Consider the following 22,113-nt stretch of genomic DNA (forward strand, 5'->3'; position numbering starts at 1 on the left):
TCACACCTACTTCCACAAAAATGGAGGGTACTCGTCCAGATCTCCCCGAATATGTCTAGCCAAGAGCAAAGCCTGTGAATAGGGCACAAGCCCCCAAGACATTTTCTCATTCAAATAAGGATGAATAATCTTTTCCTGTTTGCGTTCCTGCCATGCCTTCAATACTATCTTTCTCGTGTCATCGTCCATAATCACAGCGCCATTTTCTTTCCTGTAAAATCCTTTGCCATGAATCAACTTTTTGTTAATCAATGTAAGGACAAAACGATCTGCATATACTCCACGAAGCTCTTCCATAACATCCAGTGCCAATGAAGCTCGCCCCGGACGATCTCTATGCAGAAAACCTACATAAGCATCCAAACCGACAGCTTCCAGTGCAGATTTCATATCGTTGGACAGAAGTGTGTAGGCAAAAGATAATAAAGCATTGACATTATCCAACGGCGGGCGTTTATTGCGTCCATGGAAGTAAAAATCCTTCTTTTGCTGCAAAATCAGTTCATCAAAAACCGAATTGTACTGTACAGCCGCCGCACCCTCCAAACCACGCAAAATGTCCAGATCCTCCACTTCACGGACTTGCTGCATGGCCCCTGCTAAAGAAGCAGTCACCTTTTTCATTCGATCAGCGTCAATACGTAGGGGATAGTCCCTTGTCGCTCGCTCCAAAATCCATTTATTATTATATATCTTGCCTATAATCATATTTCTGGCTACAAGAGCACTTCTTTTGTCATCATCGGAAATCCGATACTGTTCTTTTCGGAGTACCACATTTCCACGACTCTCTCCGATCACACGTGCCAGGAAACGTCCAGTTCGCGTCATAAAGGTTAAATCTATATTGCGTGATGCACAAGCACCCATCAGACCCGGACTTATCCCTGCATAGCCAAAAGTACATACAGCTTCCAGGTTATGCAAAGGGTAGCGTGCAAGAATGGCCTCTTCTTGTTTGATAACGATATTTTCCCCATCCAGTGACAAGTACGTATCCGGCAAGGTAACAAACAACGTATTTAGTAATTTTTTCATTCAGCTATCCTGCTTTCAATGAAACTGGAAACAGACCTTTTATTCAAAATTTCCGGCACACATATGTGCTGAAGCGAGCAGCTTTGGCAATGTGGCCCTGCTTTGGCTTTAGGTGTATGGTTTCGCTCAAAATAATGCCGCATTTCCTGCAAGCTTGTTCGCACACGTTCACGGTCAGCAGCAGTGATCATAACCTCTACTCGATGCTTGATCTCATCGTAATAAAAGTAACCTTTTGCAATATCACACACGAGCATTTCTTCAAGACACATCACTTGCGCGACTAGCTGAGAATGATCTGAATCATTGCGTTTGGGTTTGCCGCGCTTGTACTCAACAGGAAAAGGAAGGTATGTACCTTCCTCCCCTGCCAGCGGAACCCCATGAGGATCGCGTATAAACTCTACCACGTCACAGATTCCAGTAATACCAAGCTCTCTGGAGTGTATAGGTAGCGCCCGTACGACGAGCTTATCCCCTCTTTTTTCACGAATCATGGGCTGATCGGCTTTTCGGTGTAAATGATCCCCCTCAATCGTCCGCACGTTTTCTTCCCATTGCTGCTCAATGTGAATAAGCGCCCACTGTCTTCTACAAAAATTAAAATGCTGTATACCGGATAATAGCAAATAATCTTCTTCGTTATAACCCTGCATACTCTTGGACCTCTAAGCCTTCGAGCGGTGTTACTATACATTCATAATGGGTGTCAAAAGATTTGTCGATTGCACTTACATCTTCTTTCGGTTTCACTTCCAAAGAACGATGTACTTTAGCAGATGAGTATTTTCCAAGCTTGGAAGGATGCTCCCACCAATAGACCTTATGAACCTCCATACTGCCGTCAGGACGGGCCGATGATACGTCATTTTCAAACAAGCTAATCAGCGCTTCCCTGATCTTCGCCGCGTCTTCGTGTGTAAATCCTGTTTTTTCAGCTAGCTGTGTATTGATGCTTCCCTTAAAAACGTACACACCAAAATCCACCCGATGCTTCATCCCCATCGTATCGGAGCCTCTTTCTTTGCCGGGTTCGGAGTTTACACTTTTGGTAATTTGCATACTTGTAATATCAATAGGATCTATACTGGTTGCTGTATGTATAGATACAGGCCCTCTTACCCCAACAGACACTCCTGCTCCCTTACTTGCCGCCTTGAACGCAAACACTTGACCGAAGCTACGAACATCTATCCATTCCTGACAAGCAATTCTAGCAAATTCATCACTTGAGCTTTCCTTGCCCTTAAAGAATTTTTCCAATTCAGGGTTGGCATCTGCACGTTCTCTTAAACTATGAAAAGCATCTGACTTCCGATCATTCGATTGAACAAAAATAGACTCGCCCATATCTTGCAGACGATTTCTTATTTTCCGTTTCAGAGCCACATCTGAAATTTCGCCATAACCATCGTAATTTTGCCGTGGGCGATTGCCATTCAACGGATCGCCATTGGGATTGGCTTTTGTGACAGACATTACAACCGCAAAATCAATTTTATGATCCAAAATAGACATGTTAGGATTCTCCTTTTAATGTTGCTCTGTATTTATAACGATTGCTATGATTACTGCTATTCATTCACATACCTGAGCTACTGTCTTCCTTATGGTCTTCATCTCCTGCATGATTACCCTCATCCTGCTTTTTCTCCGTCTTCTGATAGAGCTTGTAGCGCTGGCTGTAGAATCCAAGCAAATATTTCCCGGTCAGCGGCTCGTTATTAAATTCATCAAACGGGATTTGTGAAGCAACCTCATCAATCATACTGGAATAATAGTTTAGTTGTTTGCCGAATTTGGCTTGATACGGCTGCAAAGCATTCTGAATGGTTCTCCAGGTTCTTTCCGGATGCTGTGAAAATACACTCATATATCGAATTGCATTCGTAGATCGCTTCTCATCCTTGTCTAATGCGTTTCGTTCCATCACATCAGCTATCGCCAACAATCTGCCAAATAAATAACTGCGATCCGTATTTTCTTTATCTAATGCCACATCGTATCCCTCCCGTTCGTTAATCAATGCACATGTTATACTCAGTGTCTTTTCCCATTCCCATTTATCCATAGCTACCGGATTAGAGGCACGGTGAGTAGCACTCCTTACAATATCCTGCGGAATTCTTCGACCATCTACAATACAGGGAAGCATTCGTTCCATCAGCCCTTTAACAAGCTTGTCATTCGCCTTCGAACCGTAGGCCGCAAAAGCAATGTCCTTCGTCGCCGGCGCTCCCCAAAATTGTAGCAGATCACCTTGCCCGTCCTTTTGATAACGGTGCAGCCAGGCACATTTAGAATGCCAGTCTATTAGCTTGTCAAAATACAATTTTTTATCCAAGTTTCGATAATACAGAACCGCCATGCGTCCCGTTGTCGCTGAGTCAAGCACAAGAATATTGACGTTTGCTTTGGACGCCGATTTGATAGCCAATTTATTACGATAACCCGATAGCGCTTTGGCCAGATCAAAAGCAAACTCTTGGTTAGTATGGGCTTTGAGGGTTATCGGCCGCGATGATTCAGAACCAAATTCCATTGCAAAGATGTTGTCATTGTCCGTAAGGCATGGCACTTCCGGGGAATCATTCCCCCAGACGAGAAAGACACGATTTTCCATGATTTTTCCTTGACGTTGAATCAGCCACTTTAAGGCATTATGAGCTTTTTGAGATACCTCGTAGCTGATGGTTGCTGCTTCATGACTGTGAGTAAACCTTCCCCTGAACGTGAAGCCGCTCGTATCATTGGCGGAAATCAGCTTGGCTTTATCTCCGGAATTTCTGATTTTATTCGCGTGTTTATCTGTACCGGGAAGCTTCTCCCCGGTTACATAACATATGTCTTCCTCGCCCAATAGCTGGCTGTAGTAACCAATAAATGAATCATATAGTTCTGTATCCTTCCAGACTTTAGTTAACGCTTTATCTGGTGAATACACGTTAAAACGAATAAATACGCTATCCACTTCACCGGGAACTGCCGTAAATATACGTGGTTTTTCTCCATGTAAAGGTTCGTACTTCTTGTCCCATGTAGTTATTAATTTCTGATCCGCATCCAGATATAAAACAGGCTCTCCAACTACCAAGTCTTGAATCAGTCGGCGCTTGCTCAAGTAACGATAGATGCTTTTCAGCTTGGGCGTAGCAAACTCCGAATTAGCCCAACCCTCTAACTGTTGGATATAAGCCGCAAAAGGCTCTTCTTTTTTGATCTTTCCACCATAAGCGACAAAATCTCCGGCTACATAACTTAATTTATCATGCAGTGGATAAGGTGCTACGACAGAGCCAGCCCGGCTGGCCGACTTTTCTGTACAAGGAATTAATGTACTAAACTCGGTTTTGTCCAACACTCTGGCTGAATGAAAATCACCTTGTTCGGTAATTTCCACTTCAATTTGTGCATTTTGGGTTGTATGAGCGATGGGTAGGAGCGTGTATTCGCGATCATTATACTTTTTTTCAATCACGCCGACACATTTGTCGTTGGAATTATATGTTTCATATAGATTTAACAGCCAGCTCATTTCATGCCCCACCCCTCCCACTCTGCAAGCAGCTCATCAGCGGCCTGAACGTTATTTTCATCAAACCGTTTGGGCTGCATCTCTGCTATGACGCGAACCTTGGTGCATTCCTCTGGTTTAATAAATTCTATGACTCCATCCTTCATCACAGGCTCCCACAAGCGTACCTCCAACTGATTCCTGCCTGTCTCATCCGGGTAGTTAATCCCATGTACCATGTTTCCCAAATGAATGTCGCCATAGTTATCATAGAACCCGGGTGCCTCACCAAAAACACATGGCTCTATATAAGCCTGACATTCACGTGTACCCAGAAAAATATCTCGGCGTCCACCCGCAAGCAGCGAGCGTTTAAGAATGTTATGATGTTTATTCTCATTACGATCATATTCCATCTCGGGACGATGCGGATTAAAAATAAAATGAGCCTGAACCTCATAGCAAGGGTCTTTGAGATAGGTATAATTAGCAAGCGTATTACCGCCGCTATATTCAATGGGCCGAATCCCCTTCGATTCCATTCGTATAGCATTTAGGACACGAACCTTGTCTATTACCATCGTAATGGTAGGCTTCCAATAAATACTTTCTACGATCCCTTTTAATGCCTGATAGGTGGGGACACTGTAGGTTAGTTTCTCACCACCCAGCTTGGTTAGCGGGTCAGTGAACAGTGCATAATCTCCATACACTCTAAATTCGATTGCGTTTCTCAACTGGAATCTTCCTCCTTTCTAGGTCTTTTTATCTAAACATAGTACCAGAATATTACTTTTGGCATGGTCAGTCAATGCAAAATATAGGCTCTTTATCTCCCATAAAGGCATTCTTAGAGAATAAAACCATCATGCAAACTATCATTGTGAAGATTCAGCCCAAATAAATCATCATAGGCCCCCTCAGTCAAAGCCCATATCTTTCCATCCAAATAAGGAATCAGCGCCTTATTGTGATCCAGTTCTTCTTTCTCATGGTGCAATATATTAATGGTGAATTGCTGTGCTTTGCGCAGCAGACTACTGAGATCCTCTATGCTTTGCTGTCCGTTGAGATCAGCAATAATCTCTTTTCCTTCCTTCTCTCCATCTCCATATGGAACGATAACTGCTGTTGTATGATCTTTAATGACCTGAAAGTATTCTGCTGCGGTCTTATAGCTATTCGCTAAAAATAAAGGAAGAATCGTACCCTTTTCATCGTAATAAGAGCGATAGTACGTATTTTCACTGCGACTAACAGTTAACAGCTCAGTCATGTTTTTTCTTAGCTTAGGTATAAAATAGTTCAAGTCGGTTGCCAGCTCGGTATAATATTTTTGGAAATATATTTCCATAGCCTGTGCGGATAATACGTTACCACCGTAGCAGGTTTTGTCACGTTTTAAGTCAATGAGCATTTTTCTGGTAATTTCTTTGCCGATTTTAATTTCTTTGAGCCGCTTGAGATTCTCTTCTTCATGATCAATGACATACACCTGCTTTGTTTCATCTCTTCCGTGGCGATTACATCGGCCTGCCGCTTGTGCAATCGAATCCAGACCAGCCAAGGATCGAATGACACAGGTAAAGCTAATATCCACTCCTGCCTCGATGAGTTGTGTGCTGATACAAACGACAGGTTCCTTATCATTTAAATGTTGTTTTACTTTCTCCAATATGCGATTGCGATGAGCCGGACACATGGAAGTACTTAGGTGGTAAACCGGGATTGCACTGTTTCCTTCTGTTAGTCGAAGATATAAATTTTTGACCACCGCTTTTGTATTGAGAATAACGAGTACGCTTGGCTCATCAGCGAGCTTTTGCTCAACAAAATCGGCAAGCTTTTCCGTATTTACAGTGCCGTTCGTCGCCTTGTCAACAATTTCAACCCGCTTAAACTTCTCTATGACATGATCGAGATCATGCACTATTTCCGCATCCGGCTCGATGTCCAGCTTGTTATGTACAAAATCCAATTCCGGTTGGGTAGCAGTGCAAAGAACAATACTTGAACTGGCATACGTTTTCAAAAAATTCAGCGCTTGATTAAACAATGAAATGCAGTGAGTAGGGACTTTTTGGACCTCATCAAAAATGATGACAGACTCACTCAAATTGTGAAGTCTGCGGACATTTCTGCTGCCATCTGCGTAAAGTACATTTAAAAATTGCACCATGGTCGTGAAAATGATGGGCGAATCCCAATTATCCTTAGCCAGCTTTAATTTTTGATGTGTATTCACAACAACATCTTCAAGCTCATGCTCCTGCCGATCTATATCTTCTACCTCGTTCATGACCACATTCGAGTGATGCTCCAGAATGTTGGCGTCATCCCGTATAATTTTGCGAACCTCCTGAGCGTTTTGTTCAATAATCGTCGTGAATGGAACGACGTAGATGATATGCTTTTTTTCAAATGTAACTGCATGTTTTAGGGCATAACGCAAACTTGCCAGCGTTTTTCCACCCCCAGTGGGTATGGAGAGTGTATGTATCCCGGAAGGCTTGTCTGCAAATTGCTCACATTGCTCGGACATTTGTTTTCTAAGCAGATTAATGGTTGTCTCGGCGTTCTCTCCTGATTGCAGAGCGCTAATACGCTCCATTAATCTTTCGTAATACGTTTGAAATAGCTGTTGGCGATTCATCGGTTCATTGTCATTCTTTTCGCCTTTAATATTAATTTCTTCAAAACAACGGGTATTCGTGCGATCCGCATCAATCAAAGCGCTAAAAACAAACTTGGATAAGAACATCATTTTGAGTTCAACGTCTGGATTATGATCCCGTTTCATATAATGAGCCAACTCGGCCCCTGCTAGATTCACATAATGGTAAAATGTAGATTTCTCCATCACCTGCTCATAAAAAAGACCGACTGCATGATCAAATCCTTCCAGCTCTCGATCACGCACCCGATCCAAAAATTTTGATTCCAGGTCGGGGTCTAAAAAATCCTGCAGATATGCATGGTGTGAAATAATCGCATTCCCTACAACTTCGGATAATAAAGCTTTGTTCATGAAATCCTGCTTATCAAATGTCCCTTGAGGTTGAATGTGAAAAAGATTGTACAATAACTTTCCACCAGCGGTAGAATGATCTACGCTTCCTCGTTTCGGTGGATTGTCAGGATTTTGCACCGCCAAACGTATGTAATCTTGAAAATTTTCTGTGTATTTGCCCAAATCATGCAGCATACCAGCGAGTCCAGTAATATGTCGGATACCTATTTTGTCTCCATAAGATTCTGCTAGCTGTTGAGTTTCCAACAGGTGGTCTGCTACCGTCTGAATCTCTTGGTCACTTTCCCGTATGTGGGCAATATATTGCATGTTTTCACTCCTTTAATTTTTCTTCGAGAATAACCTTTTCCAAGTAATCACTAGCCACATCGGAAGCCAAAAAAGAATAAATAAGATGTATATGATAGCGATAACTCCTTTTTGACCTATTACCAGATAAAGATTATGTAGGGATTGATAAAGATCCTCTCTAGCTGTTGACAGTTCCTCATCTTTTTCCGCTGGGTCCTGTTCCTGCATTTCCTGCTGTACACGCTCTGTTAATTCCTTTGATATAAACCAATATCCTACTATAAGGCCTATAACTAGATAGACATAAAAATACAGACCAGGAATATATAATAAATTCATTCGTTTTCCTCTCCTAACAACCAGATGCTGTTACTGAATAAATGGAAATATATTGAATCCTTCTTCTCCATCAATTCTTGTTCTCCGTGTCCTCCAATATGGTAAGCTTAGCAACCAAATATCGCTCGTTGTTTATGGTGACTTCAACAGCAGACTTCCATTCCTCTTATCTTTCAACTGGGGCTACACATATAAAATAAACCCTGTTCCTCTGCCTTCATTTATTATTGGTGTAAATGAGCTTATAAGGTCTGGTTCTGAATATATATCGGCGTCAATTCACATTTTTCAAGCATCCGATAATCGATATTCCAAGATTGGCAGTGAATAGAGATGATGATTCCGAAAAGACGAATGGCTTTATTAATTATGGTAAAACTCTTCTTACTATGTAAACATCTATATTATTTATCGTCATTTGATAATTGATTTTTCAGATTGAACTGATCTAACAGAAATAAAATTTTCTTTTACATCAGTGTACAAGATAAATATTCACCGAATAAATAAAATCTCATAATCCGCTTGTGTATTTTAGTGAAGTGTAGGGTGCAGTTGGGGAAGTTTACACGAGGATAGGACGCTGTAGATGTTTCAATCCACGCACTCATATAGAGTGCGACGTTTGATCCTCGTACATTACACCGTCACCTCCATCGATTTCAATCCACGCACTCATATAGAGTGCGACCACACATTAGGCCCCACAGCGTTCCTCCGTGCGAATTTCAATCCACGCACTCATATAGAGTGCGACTTGATGTATAAAGGCGTCAGTCTAAATAGAAAAGTATTTCAATCCACGCACTCATATAGAGTGCGACTATCAGATAGGTATAGTGATGTTAAAGTCGCTCAAGATTTCAATCCACGCACTCATATAGAGTGCGACTTCCTCACAATAATCTCGGAGGTGTTTCGTTAAATATTTCAATCCACGCACTCATATAGAGTGCGACTTGGGATGCGGATAAACACGCGGCAGTCATCGAATTTCAATCCACGCACTCATATAGAGTGCGACTCAACGGCATGGAGGCGGTTGTTTCAACTGGTGGATTTCAATCCACGCACTCATATAGAGTGCGACTGCATCATACCCCGTGATCATCGACGATCCTCAATTTCAATCCACGCACTCATATAGAGTGCGACCGCGTGGCTTGAATGGTTTGGCTGTATCTCCAATGCTATTTCAATCCACGCACTCATATAGAGTGCGACTTGGGATACTACAATACCTTGACTGGAAAGGGTAAGTATTTCAATCCACGCACTCATATAGAGTGCGACCCAAGCACTCCCCATTCACCAAGCGCATACACCTGATAATTTCAATCCACGCACTCATATAGAGTGCGACCATTAGACATGTTAAACCGAGCTTTATACATCGGCTATATTTCAATCCACGCACTCATATAGAGTGCGACCCTATGTTGTACCACCAGTCTTCCTCTGCTCTTTCTATTTCAATCCACGCACTCATATAGAGTGCGACTTATGATGTATCTGTCTATATGCTTTATCAATTTTGATTTCAATCCACGCACTCATATAGAGTGCGACTTTTCGCTTTATGATGGAGGGAGAGGTATATAAAAATTTCAATCCACGCACTCATATAGAGTGCGACCTCACCAAATCTGGAACATTGTGGGGGTGGGGGAGATTTCAATCCACGCACTCATATAGAGTGCGACCTAAGCCAGTTCAAGTTTTAAATTTGAATAATGTGAATTTCAATCCACGCACTCATATAGAGTGCGACCACCAAGCGGTTTAATCATTTCTTCTTTCTTCTTAATTTCAATCCACGCACTCATATAGAGTGCGACTAAGGCTTCTACCAATTCGGGATATTCTTTCTTGTAAATTTCAATCCACGCACTCATATAGAGTGCGACTTTTAGAGGTTCAAGCAATCCTGCTTCCTCTAAAACGATTTCAATCCACGCACTCATATAGAGTGCGACGTCTTGACCGATGAGCATTTGGATTACTTAGCTCAGATTTCAATCCACGCACTCATATAGAGTGCGACCGAAACATCGACAACATCACCCACACGAACAAGAATATTTCAATCCACGCACTCATATAGAGTGCGACTCAACTAGCCAGTTACACAAAGACCATTTACCCGATGATTTCAATCCACGCACTCATATAGAGTGCGACTATCCCGGATCAACTCAGCGCATTACAGGCCGAGATCCATTTCAATCCACGCACTCATATAGAGTGCGACGTGGACGTCACGGGGGAAATGAGAGCAAGCGCCATCATTTCAATCCACGCACTCATATAGAGTGCGACAGCGAAAATACAGCAATTGATACTCTAATGATATCAATTCCATACATTTTCGCAAAAAACGATGCTAAAAAAGCTTGAATCCACCCTTGACTTTTATTATAGAAAGTGTATTCTAATCCTTTTCGACAAATTTCGAGGTGCGAAGGATCCGGGGTTTTTATGTGAGCTTCACATTCGCACCTTAACCAAGACGTTACACTCAGGATACCACAAAATATTTTTCCCTCACAGAGAATTCTTTAGCACTAAAACAACAAGGACTCTGCCCCGTCAATCACAATTTGCGCACCAGTAATATGACGCGAATGATCGGAGGCCAGGAACGTTACCAAATCAGCTACCTGCTCGGGTTGACCAGGCCCATCAGCCAACGGCTGCCCTCCTTCGGGAAACTGGACAGGGATAGTAATCTGCTTTAACCTTTCGGACTTCTCCGTTGTTTCATCAATATTCGTCGAAATCGCTCCGGGATAGATGACATTGACACGAATACGAAACTTGGCTAGCTCCAGCGCAGCCATTTTAGCAAAACCGGTTTGACCTGCCTTGGACGTACTGTAGGCTGACATTCCAAAGCTGGTAAAGCGTTGATTTCCATTAATAGAGCTGGTAATGATAATGCTGCCGCCACCGTTTTTTTTCAAATGCGGTACAGTATACTTCACCGTCAGGAAAGTACCATCCAGATTCGTAGACAGTGTCTGCCGCCAATCCTCAATGCTCAAATCTTCAATCGGTCCGACCACTCCATTAATCCCGGCATTGGCAAAAATGATATGCAGTCCGCCAAACAGTTCAACTGCTTCCAAAACTGCTTTTTCCACACGCACCGGATCGGCAATATCCACGTCAAAAGCCCGAGCGGCACCTTCACGTATAGCATTAATCTCTCTCTCCGTCTCTACAATCCGTTCATTACTGACATCAAAAAGAGCAACATTTGCTCCCTCTCTGGCCATTTGAATAGCTGTTGCCTTGCCAATACCAGAACCAGCCCCCGTGATCAGAGCCGTTTTGCCATCAAAGCGTGCGCCTCCTGCCAGTGTATAGCTCATATGTATCGCTCCCTTTCAGTATCCTGTATAATCACAAGATTACCCAAAAAGGTATACTTTATAATCACCATTTTTGCGCATTTTTTGTTATTCCTTTGCGATATTCGAGAAAAGGACTAATCATACATCAATTATCGCAGCATTTCTTCTGCTTTCTTGTTGACCGTTAGTTTCTTTCTATCTATTCATCAAAAAAGGACGTTATGCAGCCATCAGTATGGATGCATACGTCCTTTTCTTATTCCATTTACCACTGCAATTCAATAAATGCAGCATCATCATCAAGCCCTCCGGTATGGGAGGCGTCCAGCAAAACCTGTATCTGCTCATCAGGGACAGGCTCACGAATAGGGTCCAAATCGGATAATCCGTCACTATATACCTGTAATCTCATCGGCATATCTGCGGGTATGCTTCTTTCGTACCAATGAGGCTTACCTCCAATCGGCCCACGGCTTGTGGACCAGCGTTCCGCTGTAGAGAAGGTATGATCAAATAATTGGCTGATCTCCTCCGAACCGTTCCATAGCCGCAATCGTGAATCTCCTTGCCAGGCAAGTCTGAGACGCCCGCGAGTACCGCGCTTCGGTAGCTCGATTTTACCGCAAATATACATCGACTGGCTTCCCTGACGACGTTTATCCTCTAGCACCGAACGCATCAACCCCGATTCATGATGCAGAGGCTGCCGATCCAGTTCCTCCGCAGCCGTGCCTGCCAAACGTTCGAGGTACAGCCCCAGCTTATCGGCAGACAGATCCTGCCCCTGTTCCATCCAATCCAGCAAAGAGGAACCCAAATAGCGGGCTGCAAAATCTCCCTGGTAACTAAGCCCGACACCATCACACAGAACAAAACAACAGACGGATTTATGAATACGCACTGCGGCGAAATCCTGTCCGCTTTCACCCATACTGGCAGATTCAGCAGATCTTCCGTAACCATAACGGCACATAAATCGGCTATGATGCGTCGATAGTGGCTGATCGCCCGTCTGAGAGCTTGTGTAGGCAAAATGCTGCCCCAGCCGTGCATTCATTCCCTTCCTTTTGCTCGTAGGGAGCAGAGACAGCAGTGGATTCATGCGTTTACCTCCTTACCGTACAGGCGTTGCGGCCGACATTTGAAAACCGATGGACACCAGTTCCGGACAGGTTCCGGGCAGCATCATAACTGCTCCCTCACCTAGCTGATAATCTGCCTCAAACAGCATTTCCCGATAGCTTTCAGGAAGTACAGAAGACATATTACGCAATTTCACAGCATGTTCATCCTGTAACGGCGTATTATGCGTAAGACCTTTCCAGCGGCGGGGGTCCTGAATAGGCGTTTCCAGTAATCTGTCCGATAAAAATATGTTTTCCACCAGTACATTGCCGTCCGGTACGCTCATGCTCATAATACGCTTCGCAATCGGTTCCGGATCATCACCTGTGGAAACACCATCTGTCATATGACAAACCAAAGGCGCAGGGCAATCCTGCATCCCCGGCAGCTCCGCCTGTAAAATACGTTCGGCTTGCAAGAAAGCCTTTGCCGAATCTGAAAACCGTTTGGGCGTCAAATCGGGCAACGAGCCAATCGCTGCGATTTCATCAATCCCCTTCACACCGTTGAGCAGATCATATACGTCGTCACTATAAGCCAAGATCGCAATCCGGTAGCGTGCAGTCAGCCGATTCCCTTTCGTAGAACGGAAAACCATCTGCCGGATCGCTAGTGATATAGCTTCATATACGACATCAATTCGCCGCCGCCCCTCCATGAGCATGTTCATTGACGCGCTAATGTCAATCAGGTAAATGATCAAGGCGGGGGTACGTTGTGAGGCCTGTATCGTATAATTCATCGTTTGCACACGCTCCCCTCAGTTACCTTTTATCATCTTGTGGCACTTCATCCAAGATATGAAAATATGAAAAAAATTAAATTTTAGGCAGTCTAAAATTCGTATCGCTTAAAAAGTTATAGATAGAGGAAGCCCGGTACCCGACTTCACCTACCGAACGATAATAGGAAGAATTACTTTCGTACAACGCTCTAAAACGATTGGCAAAACCCTTCGCCTTCGCCGTGCTTCCGCCCTCCTGAGAAGCATAAGCCTTGTTATACAGGGAAATAAGCTGGAGAACATTTTGTTTGTTACTTGCATGAATTGATGCTTTTTGCTTTTGCTTCGCCTCTGCCGCCGCCTTACGTGCTGCCTCTTCCTGCGCTGCGCGGGCAGCCTCGTTCTTTTTCCAGGCTAAATATTTTTCGTATTTCGCCTGCTGATCATACGCTTTCTGCTTTGCCAGCTTGGCGGCCGCCTGCTTGTTTTGTTCCTTTTGAGCAAGGTAGGCTTCATATTTAACTTGCTGAGCTACAAGGGCCTGTTGTTTTTTCTGCTCTTCCTGCTGCTTTTGGGCAGCAAGAGCCTGTTGTTTGGCCTGCTGCTCAGCTTCCTGCCGCTGCTTCTCCGTCAGTGCCTTTTGAGAGGCCTCCTGCTCGGCAGCCAGCTTCGCTTTCGCCGCCTTTGCGGCTTCTTCCTGCTTGGTTGCCTCGATTTGCCGCTGATTGGACTGATCAGCCAGAATATTCACGGCTGGAATGCCAACAGCCAGCAGAACGACAGCCGCCGCCGTTGTCACAATGAACGTTTTGGAGCGGTACCAGGCTGCTGATTTTTCAGGCTGCTCAGGCGGCTTGGGGTTCAACTGCTCCTCCAGCCCCATAATGGCAGCCGATACCTCCACATGCAGAGGGCTGCCGTCTTCTACAAAATGATACAACGACCGATATACCTCTAGGGCCGCAGCAGGCTTGTTTTGCTTCTCCAGTTCACGCGCCTGTCGGAACAGCTTGTCCGTCACCCCACGCTCCCCTTGCTCCTCAATCGCCTGGTTCAGTATCGCAGCTTGTTCCGCTTGGAGCGGTGCAACCAAGGAGGATGCAGCTTCCCCGGACTCGCCAGTAGCTAATGCTGCTGCCTCTGTCGCCTCGGTTTCCACCGTCTCTACTTCAACAGGAATCTCTTGCTCAGTAAGTGCATTGAGAACAACCAGCCATTCACCAAAGGTAGGGCAACTGCTCAGATCCTGGCTGTCCCAGGCACGGCTAAACAGCTCCACCACTTTGCTTCCCCAACGGGCTTCCAGCGACTTGCGTAAAATATAATAACGTTCGCAAGGCGTCTGCATTTCATGCTGGTCAAAATAACTTTCGCCCCACGCTTTATCGACCACCACACGGTCTGACCATCCCAGCATTTCGCCGATAATAACGGCCCCTGCAAAACGATCCGCATACGCGCTCCATAATCCGCTGTGAACGGTACGGTGCGCAGCATACCCCGGCGAACCCGCTAATAGAGCATCCGGACGATCCATTTTGGTACTGTACATTTGTTCCACATCGACCAATTCTACAGCTGATGTGCCTTCAGGCAGTTCCACTTCAGAAAAAAACGGAAGCATGACATTCGGCGCAGATAAATCACAGTGTGCCAGTCCTTTTTGCTCCATAGCTGAGCCGATCCCTGCCAGCGCTCTGGCCAAAGCCAGACTATCGGAAGCCTCAAGCTGCTGCTGAGCTGTGAGGCAATCGAACCATGTTGTCCCATGAATCCATGGCATCAGCACTGCATATAGCAAATCAGGCTGCTCGGCAATCAGACTTCCGTTTCTTTCTGGAGTGAGCACATCACGCTTGCATACCTGCAACCCGGGGATATCCCCGTACGCTTCCATATGCTCTGATTGATAAACCATAGCCGGGATACGGAACTTTGGAAAAAACACTTTAAGGGCTTTAGCCTCATGCGGCGCTCCGCTTTTGGCATTCAGCTGGTATACGATCCCCTGCCGCCCTGCTTGAGCATAAGCCAAACCGGGTGCAGCAGGATGTCGCCCAACCACATAGGCTGTGCCGTTTATGATCAATTCGTCTCCCGGATTCGGTTGAAAAGACATGGAACATCCCTCTCCTTACATCGTTCAGTATGCTAGTTTCCACACCCTATTATATACAATCTGTGGATGGCAAGAAAACCGGGTGTCCGAAGATCGCCCGGTTTCTCCTGATAACCACTATACCAAATGTACAAACCACAAGAAATGGTTCATATATATTGCTTCCTCATAGAGTGGTATATTATAAGGTGATGCCTATCTCGCATCTTACTTCGTTTGGTCAACAGTACGGAATTTATTAGCGATAGCCGTCAGTTCCTGGCTGATGCTGTTCAAAGTCGTTACGAAAGCTTGCATTTGTTTGCTGGCTTCCTGAAACTCTTGAAAGAAACGTTGTTTGGTCATACCTTCCCATTGACCTTCCATGCCTGAGATGGATTGTGTCAAGCTGGAAACGATCTGCTGGCTTTGTTCACCGCTTTGTTTAAATTGGTTGGCTACCTGATCGACCTGTTCCGGGGTAATTAAAATACGTCCTGCCATATTATGAGTCCTCCTTGATGATATTAAATGTTTTGTTTAACTGGTTCAAATTGTACTATGTTTATTTAATTTCCTACAAAAGGCGAAGGTCCTAATTGTAATAACCCCACTTTTTGACTATAAAACAGCATCTAACAATATAATATCAATAGAATTAGTACCTAATAAGTCCCAAAAAATCAGGATTCCATGAACTGAATTTATATGGCCTCATGTGACCAGGCAGGAGAGTCCCGAGAATCTACTAAGCGACAGGCTGATCCCTAACTATAGCCGGGTCAACAAAATACCATTCCTGCGGATTGCTGGAGGACGCCTGCTTCAAAATATCCTGATTCAGCGTACCTGCATCCGACGACTGTACACCAGCAATAGCATTCACGACAGACTGCGGGTCCGAAATCGGACCGCTTCCTTCTGAAGGTTGCCCGGGCAAAATAGACGATGACTGCTGATTCGACCAATCCAGCATTGTAACTGGTCGTCCTAATGGTTGGCTGGCAGATGACAGAATCGTATGATAGTTGTGGTCAACAGACTGGAACTGTTCTGCCTTTTGATTCAATTGTGCACCTGATGTATGGAGGTAAGCATGAATTTGCTCCGACATTCGCTTGGCCTGCATCCAATGATTCAAGACAGTCTCACGTGTAGATACATCCCAATCCATCGATTGTAACGCCTGCTCCAACCCTGCTGTTAACTGTTGAATTTGCTCCGCCGCATGCTGTAGCTGCCCGCTAAGCCCCCGAAGCACATCCGGTTCAACTCGAATGCGCATATCCATCACCCTTCTTCTGTCGCTTCTTCAGTTTCTGCCGACTGTCGCAGCCAATTTAATAATAAATCCACAAACTGATCTCTTGATGCCATGGCTGCAATAAGCCAATCTCCGTTGCCATTAGAGCTCATACGAAATATCCAGTTCATCGTTGGACACAGGACAAACGCAACCCGCTGTGATTCCCACTCCCTGCCGTTCCAGACCAGCAATTGCAGTTCTCCTTCAGCTATACGGGAACTCAATGACCGGGCAAGTCTCGCAGACCCCTCTGCATCTCCGCTAGCCTCGGTCAGTTTACTGCTGATTAGAGACACACTCTCTCCTGCTGATTGCTCGTAAATTTTATTAAATGCCTGCTTGGAGAACATGAGCGCAGGAGATTCAGGCACAAGCCGATCTACCCAGCCCATTTTATCAATCAATGTCTCGCAAGCCTTCTCCACATTACCCAGATCATACAGACGGTACTCATCGGGTTCATCAACGGATTTTACTAGCTCCACGACACGCTCGTTCGTGCAATGGAGGTAACCTTCGAACTGCTTACCGCCCCGCGAATAGCGTATGCGGCAAGCCCGGCTAGATAATCCCGCGATAGCAACCCTCGAAAAAACGGTAGGGGGCATTGCCAACTCAGTACCCTCATCTACCCGCTTTAAATACCCCTTTTCCAGAAGAGAGGCTTTTACCTGCTCCCACTCTTCCGCCAACTCTTCTGCCAGATAGCCCTTAAACGGATCTTCCACCCCAAGCAGTCTGTCAGAACCCAGAACGCCTGCCAGGAAAAACAATTCCTTCGACTTGAGGGTTATTAACTTCTGCTTGGAAGCTTGAAACGTTAACATTATGAGCCACCTCCCTTCAAACTACAACATGCCATCGGTCACGAATTTCCGTTATCCAATCCTCACAGCTCACTTGCTCTGAGAAGGGAATTGCCGCTTTTATCCTGGTAAATTTGCGTCGTACGTAGTATCCCTGCCCAGGGGGCAGGACTTTTAGGCCACCAGCGGCGGCATTCGCTTCTGAATAGGGGATACGAAAGAACGATAAATCATTCGAATCCAGTGTTCCGAAAAGCATACCGCTTTGACTCGCCTTAACATCATTAAACCAGTCTACGCCAAAGGTTGGGAAATCAGATGGCACGCCCGACAGCACGACATGCACATTGCGATCACGCCCCAACCGTACAATGGCGGAGAGCTGATCCTTTATCGTAAAATCGTTCAATTGCTTGCTTAGCATATCCGCATCATCAATGACCAGCAGCAATTCGGGATCATTCCCCTCCTTGTTCCGCTGTTGAACGATATCATACATTTGCTGTACCAATGGACCAAGCTCTTCCTCGCTTTCAGCAGCAGCCTTGACATGAGGAAGATGCCGCAATCGTGATAGTCCCCCGCCTCCATAGCGGGTATCGACCGTATAGACTTCCAATTGACTCGGCGATGTGTAATAAGCCAGCGATATGATCCAGCTCATCAGGAAAGAGGTTTTTCCTCCCTCCATAGGACTACCAACGATAAAATTAGGACCTTCCTTGAGGTTCAGTAAGAAAGGCTCCAGATCGTCACTCTGTAGCCCTACAGGCACCTCATAAGGAAGCGCGCTCGAAGGCCTGCTCGTCCGGTCCCATTGCTGAAGCAGTTCCGCCAACGGGATTCGCTCGGGTAACGGAAGAATAGCTGGGGCGTTTTTGCCCTTCCATTCCTGTACGATACCAGCTATGTTGCGGCGCAACCGTGCTGAACGCTCCGTTTCATCTTCTCCGGGTGAAGGCAACGCCGTCTGGAACTCCAGCGGCGGGATATGCCCTTTGACCAAAGCCCGACCCGGAATTAAAGGCCCCGGTGTTTTGGCTGGTCGTCCTACCGCATAATAATAATCACTCGGGTCAGACATTTCAAAAGAAACAGCGTTCGCAATATTACTGCGGAACTTCTCAAACACATCGGTAATCCGATTCGCTGTAATGATAAATGTAATACCGAGACTGCCACCTTCACGCAAAAGAGATTCCAGCAGCTCATTTTCATCTGGATAAGCATTACGGAAATTAAGGTAGCCATCAATGACTACGATTATTTGTGGCACATCCTCAACAGCAGAACGTCGATAAGAGCTTATCGTTTTGACACCAGCTTCGGAAATCATTTCCTTACGTACAGCCACCTGCTTGAACAGATAACGGAACAACCGCTTGATCCGGTCGTCCTCCTCTACCATCATAACAGCACCGATCTGGGGAAGTTCCCCAAAGTCGCGCATCGTTCGACCCATATCAATGATGTAACCGTTCCAACGGTTCGCATGAAAGCGCTGAGCCACCGACATTAGCATTGTTTGCAAAAAGGTCGTTTTACCCATGCCCGGCATACCGTACACTGCCCAATGACCATGATCCAGTGATGCATAAATCGGCTCCTGTCGCTGGTTCGGCAAATCATCAACCAGACCCATGACCGCCTTCAGCTCTTGAGGAGATGCTGGACTGCCCGTTTCGGCGCATGGAGGCAGCAAGTCAGTTAAATCCAGCAAGTCAGGCAGCGGCGGAAGCCACGGTCCCTGAAGCCGTTCGATCCCTGCCTTGGCAGCTTCTTCTGCAATATAATCAATGAATATCTGAAGCTGTTTGGGAGCTTCTTCCCCTTTTAAGCCTGAGTTTGCCCGTTCGCCGCCAGTCAGCAGCGCTTCACGCTTGCCGTTCAGTCTCACCTCATGAACAGGCAGTGCGGAAGAAATATCTCTGTTGCCTACATACGGGGCACCGCTCCAGGCAAACTGCATTTCTTCAAACACCTCATCACTGCCGACCTGAAAATACCCTCGTCCCGGCTTCGTGATCCACGCAGCATTCGGTATTTTCAACATATCACGGCTGTCGCCTTCGCTCTGCACCCGTAAGCAGATACGGAACCGGGAGTTACTCCAGATTTTATCGTCCACAACGCCAGCAGGCTTTTGGGTCGCCAAAATCAGATGGACACCCAATGTCCGTCCAATGGCGGCAATACTGATTAGCTCATCCATGAACTCGGGTTGATCCCGTTTTAATTGTGCAAATTCATCAATAATAATAACCAGATGAGGCAGCGGTTGTGCGTGCCGCTGCCGGAGCAATCTGTAATATTCATCAATATGCTGCAAATTGCCCGCATCGTTTAATATTTTTTGTCGGCGGACCAGTTCTGCTTTTAGTGATATTTTGGCGCGTTCGATCAGGTTATTGTCCAAATTCGTAATCGTGCCCACCACATGCGGCAAATTGACGAACGTATTGGACATGCCGCCACCCTTGTAGTCAATCAGCATAAACGCAAGATCATGCGGGTGAAACTCAGCAGCAAGGGAAGCTACGATGGACTGAATAACCTCACTCTTCCCTGAACCTGTCGTACCGGCGATCAAACCGTGGGGGCCGTGTCCCTGGCGCTCGATTTTATCATGCAGATTAATCATGATCTTCTTGCCACCTGCCCGGACACCCATAGGTACAGGTAATGTATCAGGATAGCGGTTGCGCCGCCACCGTTCTGACACGTCCAGTTCTTCCACACCCGCTACACTCATCATATCGAACAGTGGCAGCACAGAGGGAATATCCGAAGCCGAGGAACGCTTCAAGCGAATAGGAGCCATATACCGCGCCAATGCATCTGCTTCCTCTCTCGACAGACGATCCGGTTTAAAACTTTGCTGTTCAACCTCCGATGACTCCGATTTGCGGGCATATACGCCCTGCTCCTTGGAAGCCTCCACGATAAGCTGACATTGCATCGGCAAAGCTTCCTTTCGGGAAGCCAGAACGATGGTACACGCATCAATTGCCCGTCCGTCCTCCAACAGCAACGGAAGCAGCGGTTCTTCCTCAATTAGCTGGCTATCTGATAAAACAACCACATAACACGGGACCTCCATCCCTTTTCCATGACGTTCGTTACGGTTGTTTTTACGGCGGTTCAATCTGGCAAACAGAAAGTCGGCCAATTGATGGGCGCTACTGCTGCGGTCTGACATCATCCGCCCAGTTCTGTCATCGTCCCACACATGCGGAAGCCAACGCATCCAATTCCATTCACTTTCCTCACGCTCATCATAAAAGGAAGCGATTTTCACTTCATCCGGCGAGTGACGGACAGTCACCTGTGCCAGAATCACTCTTAATGCTGCAAGAGTATGCTCTCGCTCTCCAACCAGTCCAACCACCTTGGATTGAAACAGCGGCAAGGCAATGGAAGCAGCATCCACCAGACGAAACTCTTCCCCCAATTCATCCGCAGCTCCCAGCAACGGGTCTCGGTCATAGCCGTCCGGGCGTGGGATTTGCAGCTTGATATGAAACGGAACTTGTCCGGTTCCAATACGCACTTGCAAAAAATCCTCATCCTCTGGCGAACGCTCCCAGAGAGAGCTGTTACGGTTTTTGACGATTTGAGCGCAGATTTGCGGGTCACCGTGAATTTCATATAGCGTGCGAATTTGCTCTTCGCGTTTCAATTCAAGCTCTTCCCGATGCTTCTGGAGCTGTTCCCGATACATCCGGTCACGTTCCTCCAGCTTGCGCTTGTAGTCCTTCTTATTGTTCAAATACACGAAAAAAGGAATGGTATAGGATGTAAGCATCATGACCACAGTAACCATCTGGAACATCAGGTAGTTACTGTTGCCCATCTTGCCTGTTTTGCTCATATATACGTAAAAACCAATAGTTACCAACGTCATCATTAACGGAATAAGTATAGATATAATGGAAAAAGACGGCTTGCTCGGCTCAGCCGGAGGCCGTAAAATCTCCAGCTTCTCCTCTCGGAGCGCCGGTCTTAATCTCGGGGAGCGCTGGTATAATACATTCAAGACAAAAGTCCCCCTTTTTGCTTACTATTTCATTTTACCAAGGTTTCATATAATTTCATGTGTGTATTTACCCATTTTTTTCACTTTGAAACAGCGAACGCCGTCCATATACAGGAGCTTCGTCCCGGGTTGTCGAAAAAGCACGCTGAATACGCACCGTACAGCCTTCCCGCAGACCCGCTCCTATCAGCAGTTGGTCGTCATCCACTCTGAACCAAAGCCCCTCCGGGAATTTTGCTTCCATAATATATTGCATTCCTTCCGCCGGAGGCTCACCAAAAATACGCACACCCAACATCAGCTTCAAATGATCTACCGAGTATTCATCAGCCACCTCGATGTCAAACCACTCTGTTTCCTGTCGTCCCGAAAGCACGGTCAGGATCATCTGTCATCCCTCCCGATCCTTAATATATACAGTAAAACTCACACAAAGAGCCTATTTTCTA

Annotated in this window: 16 protein-coding genes and 1 CRISPR repeat array; all 16 genes read right to left on the reverse strand. The window is 45.8% G+C overall.

Annotated elements, in window-relative coordinates; genetic code table 11:
- Positions 1-6 precede the first annotated feature (6 nt).
- Positions 7-1,038 (reverse strand): type I-C CRISPR-associated endonuclease Cas1c, encoded by a 1,032-nt coding sequence (cas1c, locus tag ABH897_RS00855; RefSeq protein ID WP_404590971.1) that lies wholly within the window; start codon positions 1,036-1,038, stop codon positions 7-9.
- Positions 1,035-1,694, reverse strand: a complete 660-nt coding sequence (gene cas4 / locus ABH897_RS00860; protein WP_404590973.1) for a CRISPR-associated protein Cas4 — start codon at positions 1,692-1,694, stop codon at positions 1,035-1,037. The genes cas1c and cas4 overlap by 4 nt, the downstream gene beginning before the upstream one ends.
- Complete coding sequence (gene cas7c, locus ABH897_RS00865; RefSeq protein ID WP_283657827.1) at positions 1,681-2,556, reverse strand: type I-C CRISPR-associated protein Cas7/Csd2; 876 nt, start codon at positions 2,554-2,556, stop codon at positions 1,681-1,683. Before cas7c ends, cas4 begins: the two co-directional genes overlap by 14 nt.
- 64 nt (positions 2,557-2,620) lie before the next feature.
- Entirely contained in the window at positions 2,621-4,573 is a 1,953-nt protein-coding gene (gene cas8c, locus ABH897_RS00870; RefSeq protein WP_283655700.1) for a type I-C CRISPR-associated protein Cas8c/Csd1, read from the reverse strand.
- Entirely contained in the window at positions 4,570-5,289 is a 720-nt protein-coding gene (cas5c, locus tag ABH897_RS00875; RefSeq protein WP_283655699.1) for a type I-C CRISPR-associated protein Cas5c, read from the reverse strand. Before cas5c ends, cas8c begins: the two co-directional genes overlap by 4 nt.
- 113 nt (positions 5,290-5,402) lie before the next feature.
- Positions 5,403-7,892 carry a CRISPR-associated helicase Cas3' gene (gene cas3 / locus ABH897_RS00880; protein ID WP_404590975.1) on the reverse strand — a complete coding sequence of 830 codons (2,490 nt, stop codon included), beginning with the start codon at positions 7,890-7,892 and terminating at the stop codon, positions 5,403-5,405.
- A gap of 12 nt (positions 7,893-7,904) precedes the next feature.
- Positions 7,905-8,213 (reverse strand): hypothetical protein, encoded by a 309-nt coding sequence (locus ABH897_RS00885; protein WP_404519210.1) that lies wholly within the window; start codon positions 8,211-8,213, stop codon positions 7,905-7,907.
- A 591-nt stretch (positions 8,214-8,804) separates the two neighbouring features.
- Positions 8,805-10,532: direct repeats of the CRISPR family, unit length 32 nt; unit sequence ATTTCAATCCACGCACTCATATAGAGTGCGAC.
- A gap of 245 nt (positions 10,533-10,777) precedes the next feature.
- Positions 10,778-11,587: an SDR family oxidoreductase gene (locus ABH897_RS00890; protein ID WP_404590977.1), complete on the reverse strand. Its 810-nt coding sequence runs from the start codon at positions 11,585-11,587 to the stop codon at positions 10,778-10,780.
- A gap of 247 nt (positions 11,588-11,834) precedes the next feature.
- Positions 11,835-12,671: a hypothetical protein gene (locus ABH897_RS00895; protein WP_404590979.1), complete on the reverse strand. Its 837-nt coding sequence runs from the start codon at positions 12,669-12,671 to the stop codon at positions 11,835-11,837.
- Between the two features lie 12 nt (positions 12,672-12,683).
- A complete protein-coding gene (locus ABH897_RS00900) occupies positions 12,684-13,436 on the reverse strand; it encodes a vWA domain-containing protein (RefSeq protein ID WP_025685035.1) in 753 nt (250 codons plus the stop codon).
- 76 nt (positions 13,437-13,512) lie between these two features.
- The gene (locus ABH897_RS00905; RefSeq protein WP_404590981.1) at positions 13,513-15,537 is read right to left on the reverse strand and encodes a serine/threonine-protein kinase; all 2,025 of its coding nucleotides are present in this window, start codon (positions 15,535-15,537) and stop codon (positions 13,513-13,515) included.
- Between the two features lie 207 nt (positions 15,538-15,744).
- Positions 15,745-16,020: a WXG100 family type VII secretion target gene (locus tag ABH897_RS00910; protein WP_013309990.1), complete on the reverse strand. Its 276-nt coding sequence runs from the start codon at positions 16,018-16,020 to the stop codon at positions 15,745-15,747.
- Positions 16,021-16,264: 244 nt separating this feature from the next.
- Positions 16,265-16,801 carry a WXG100 family type VII secretion target gene (locus tag ABH897_RS00915; RefSeq protein WP_404519212.1) on the reverse strand — a complete coding sequence of 179 codons (537 nt, stop codon included), beginning with the start codon at positions 16,799-16,801 and terminating at the stop codon, positions 16,265-16,267.
- 5 nt (positions 16,802-16,806) lie between these two features.
- The gene (locus ABH897_RS00920; protein ID WP_283655693.1) at positions 16,807-17,649 is read right to left on the reverse strand and encodes a hypothetical protein; all 843 of its coding nucleotides are present in this window, start codon (positions 17,647-17,649) and stop codon (positions 16,807-16,809) included.
- Positions 17,650-17,665: 16 nt separating this feature from the next.
- Complete coding sequence (gene essC, locus ABH897_RS00925) at positions 17,666-21,664, reverse strand: type VII secretion protein EssC (RefSeq protein WP_404590983.1); 3,999 nt, start codon at positions 21,662-21,664, stop codon at positions 17,666-17,668.
- A 67-nt stretch (positions 21,665-21,731) separates the two neighbouring features.
- Positions 21,732-22,052: a hypothetical protein gene (locus ABH897_RS00930; protein ID WP_025685030.1), complete on the reverse strand. Its 321-nt coding sequence runs from the start codon at positions 22,050-22,052 to the stop codon at positions 21,732-21,734.
- Between the last annotated feature and the right edge of the window lie 61 nt (positions 22,053-22,113).

It is taken from the genome of Paenibacillus sp. RC73 (assembly GCF_044908085.1).
Taxonomy (GTDB): Bacteria; Bacillota; Bacilli; order Paenibacillales; family Paenibacillaceae; genus Paenibacillus; species Paenibacillus terrae_A.

What these genes read in the sequence shown, in the direction of transcription:
- ABH897_RS00910 (WP_013309990.1), bottom strand. Translation starts at nt 16,020, where the DNA reads ATGGCAGGACGTATTTTAATTACCCCGGAACAGGTCGATCAGGTAGCC.
- ABH897_RS00885 (WP_404519210.1), bottom strand. Translation starts at nt 8,213, where the DNA reads ATGAATTTATTATATATTCCTGGTCTGTATTTTTATGTCTATCTAGTT.
- ABH897_RS00905 (WP_404590981.1), bottom strand. Translation starts at nt 15,537, where the DNA reads ATGTCTTTTCAACCGAATCCGGGAGACGAATTGATCATAAACGGCACA.
- cas8c (WP_283655700.1), bottom strand. Translation starts at nt 4,573, where the DNA reads ATGAGCTGGCTGTTAAATCTATATGAAACATATAATTCCAACGACAAA.
- cas1c (WP_404590971.1), bottom strand. Translation starts at nt 1,038, where the DNA reads ATGAAAAAATTACTAAATACGTTGTTTGTTACCTTGCCGGATACGTAC.
- ABH897_RS00920 (WP_283655693.1), bottom strand. Translation starts at nt 17,649, where the DNA reads ATGTTAACGTTTCAAGCTTCCAAGCAGAAGTTAATAACCCTCAAGTCG.
- ABH897_RS00895 (WP_404590979.1), bottom strand. Translation starts at nt 12,671, where the DNA reads ATGAATCCACTGCTGTCTCTGCTCCCTACGAGCAAAAGGAAGGGAATG.
- ABH897_RS00900 (WP_025685035.1), bottom strand. Translation starts at nt 13,436, where the DNA reads ATGAATTATACGATACAGGCCTCACAACGTACCCCCGCCTTGATCATT.
- ABH897_RS00890 (WP_404590977.1), bottom strand. Translation starts at nt 11,587, where the DNA reads ATGAGCTATACACTGGCAGGAGGCGCACGCTTTGATGGCAAAACGGCT.
- cas7c (WP_283657827.1), bottom strand. Translation starts at nt 2,556, where the DNA reads ATGTCTATTTTGGATCATAAAATTGATTTTGCGGTTGTAATGTCTGTC.
- ABH897_RS00915 (WP_404519212.1), bottom strand. Translation starts at nt 16,801, where the DNA reads ATGCGCATTCGAGTTGAACCGGATGTGCTTCGGGGGCTTAGCGGGCAG.
- ABH897_RS00930 (WP_025685030.1), bottom strand. Translation starts at nt 22,052, where the DNA reads ATGATCCTGACCGTGCTTTCGGGACGACAGGAAACAGAGTGGTTTGAC.
- cas4 (WP_404590973.1), bottom strand. Translation starts at nt 1,694, where the DNA reads ATGCAGGGTTATAACGAAGAAGATTATTTGCTATTATCCGGTATACAG.
- cas3 (WP_404590975.1), bottom strand. Translation starts at nt 7,892, where the DNA reads ATGCAATATATTGCCCACATACGGGAAAGTGACCAAGAGATTCAGACG.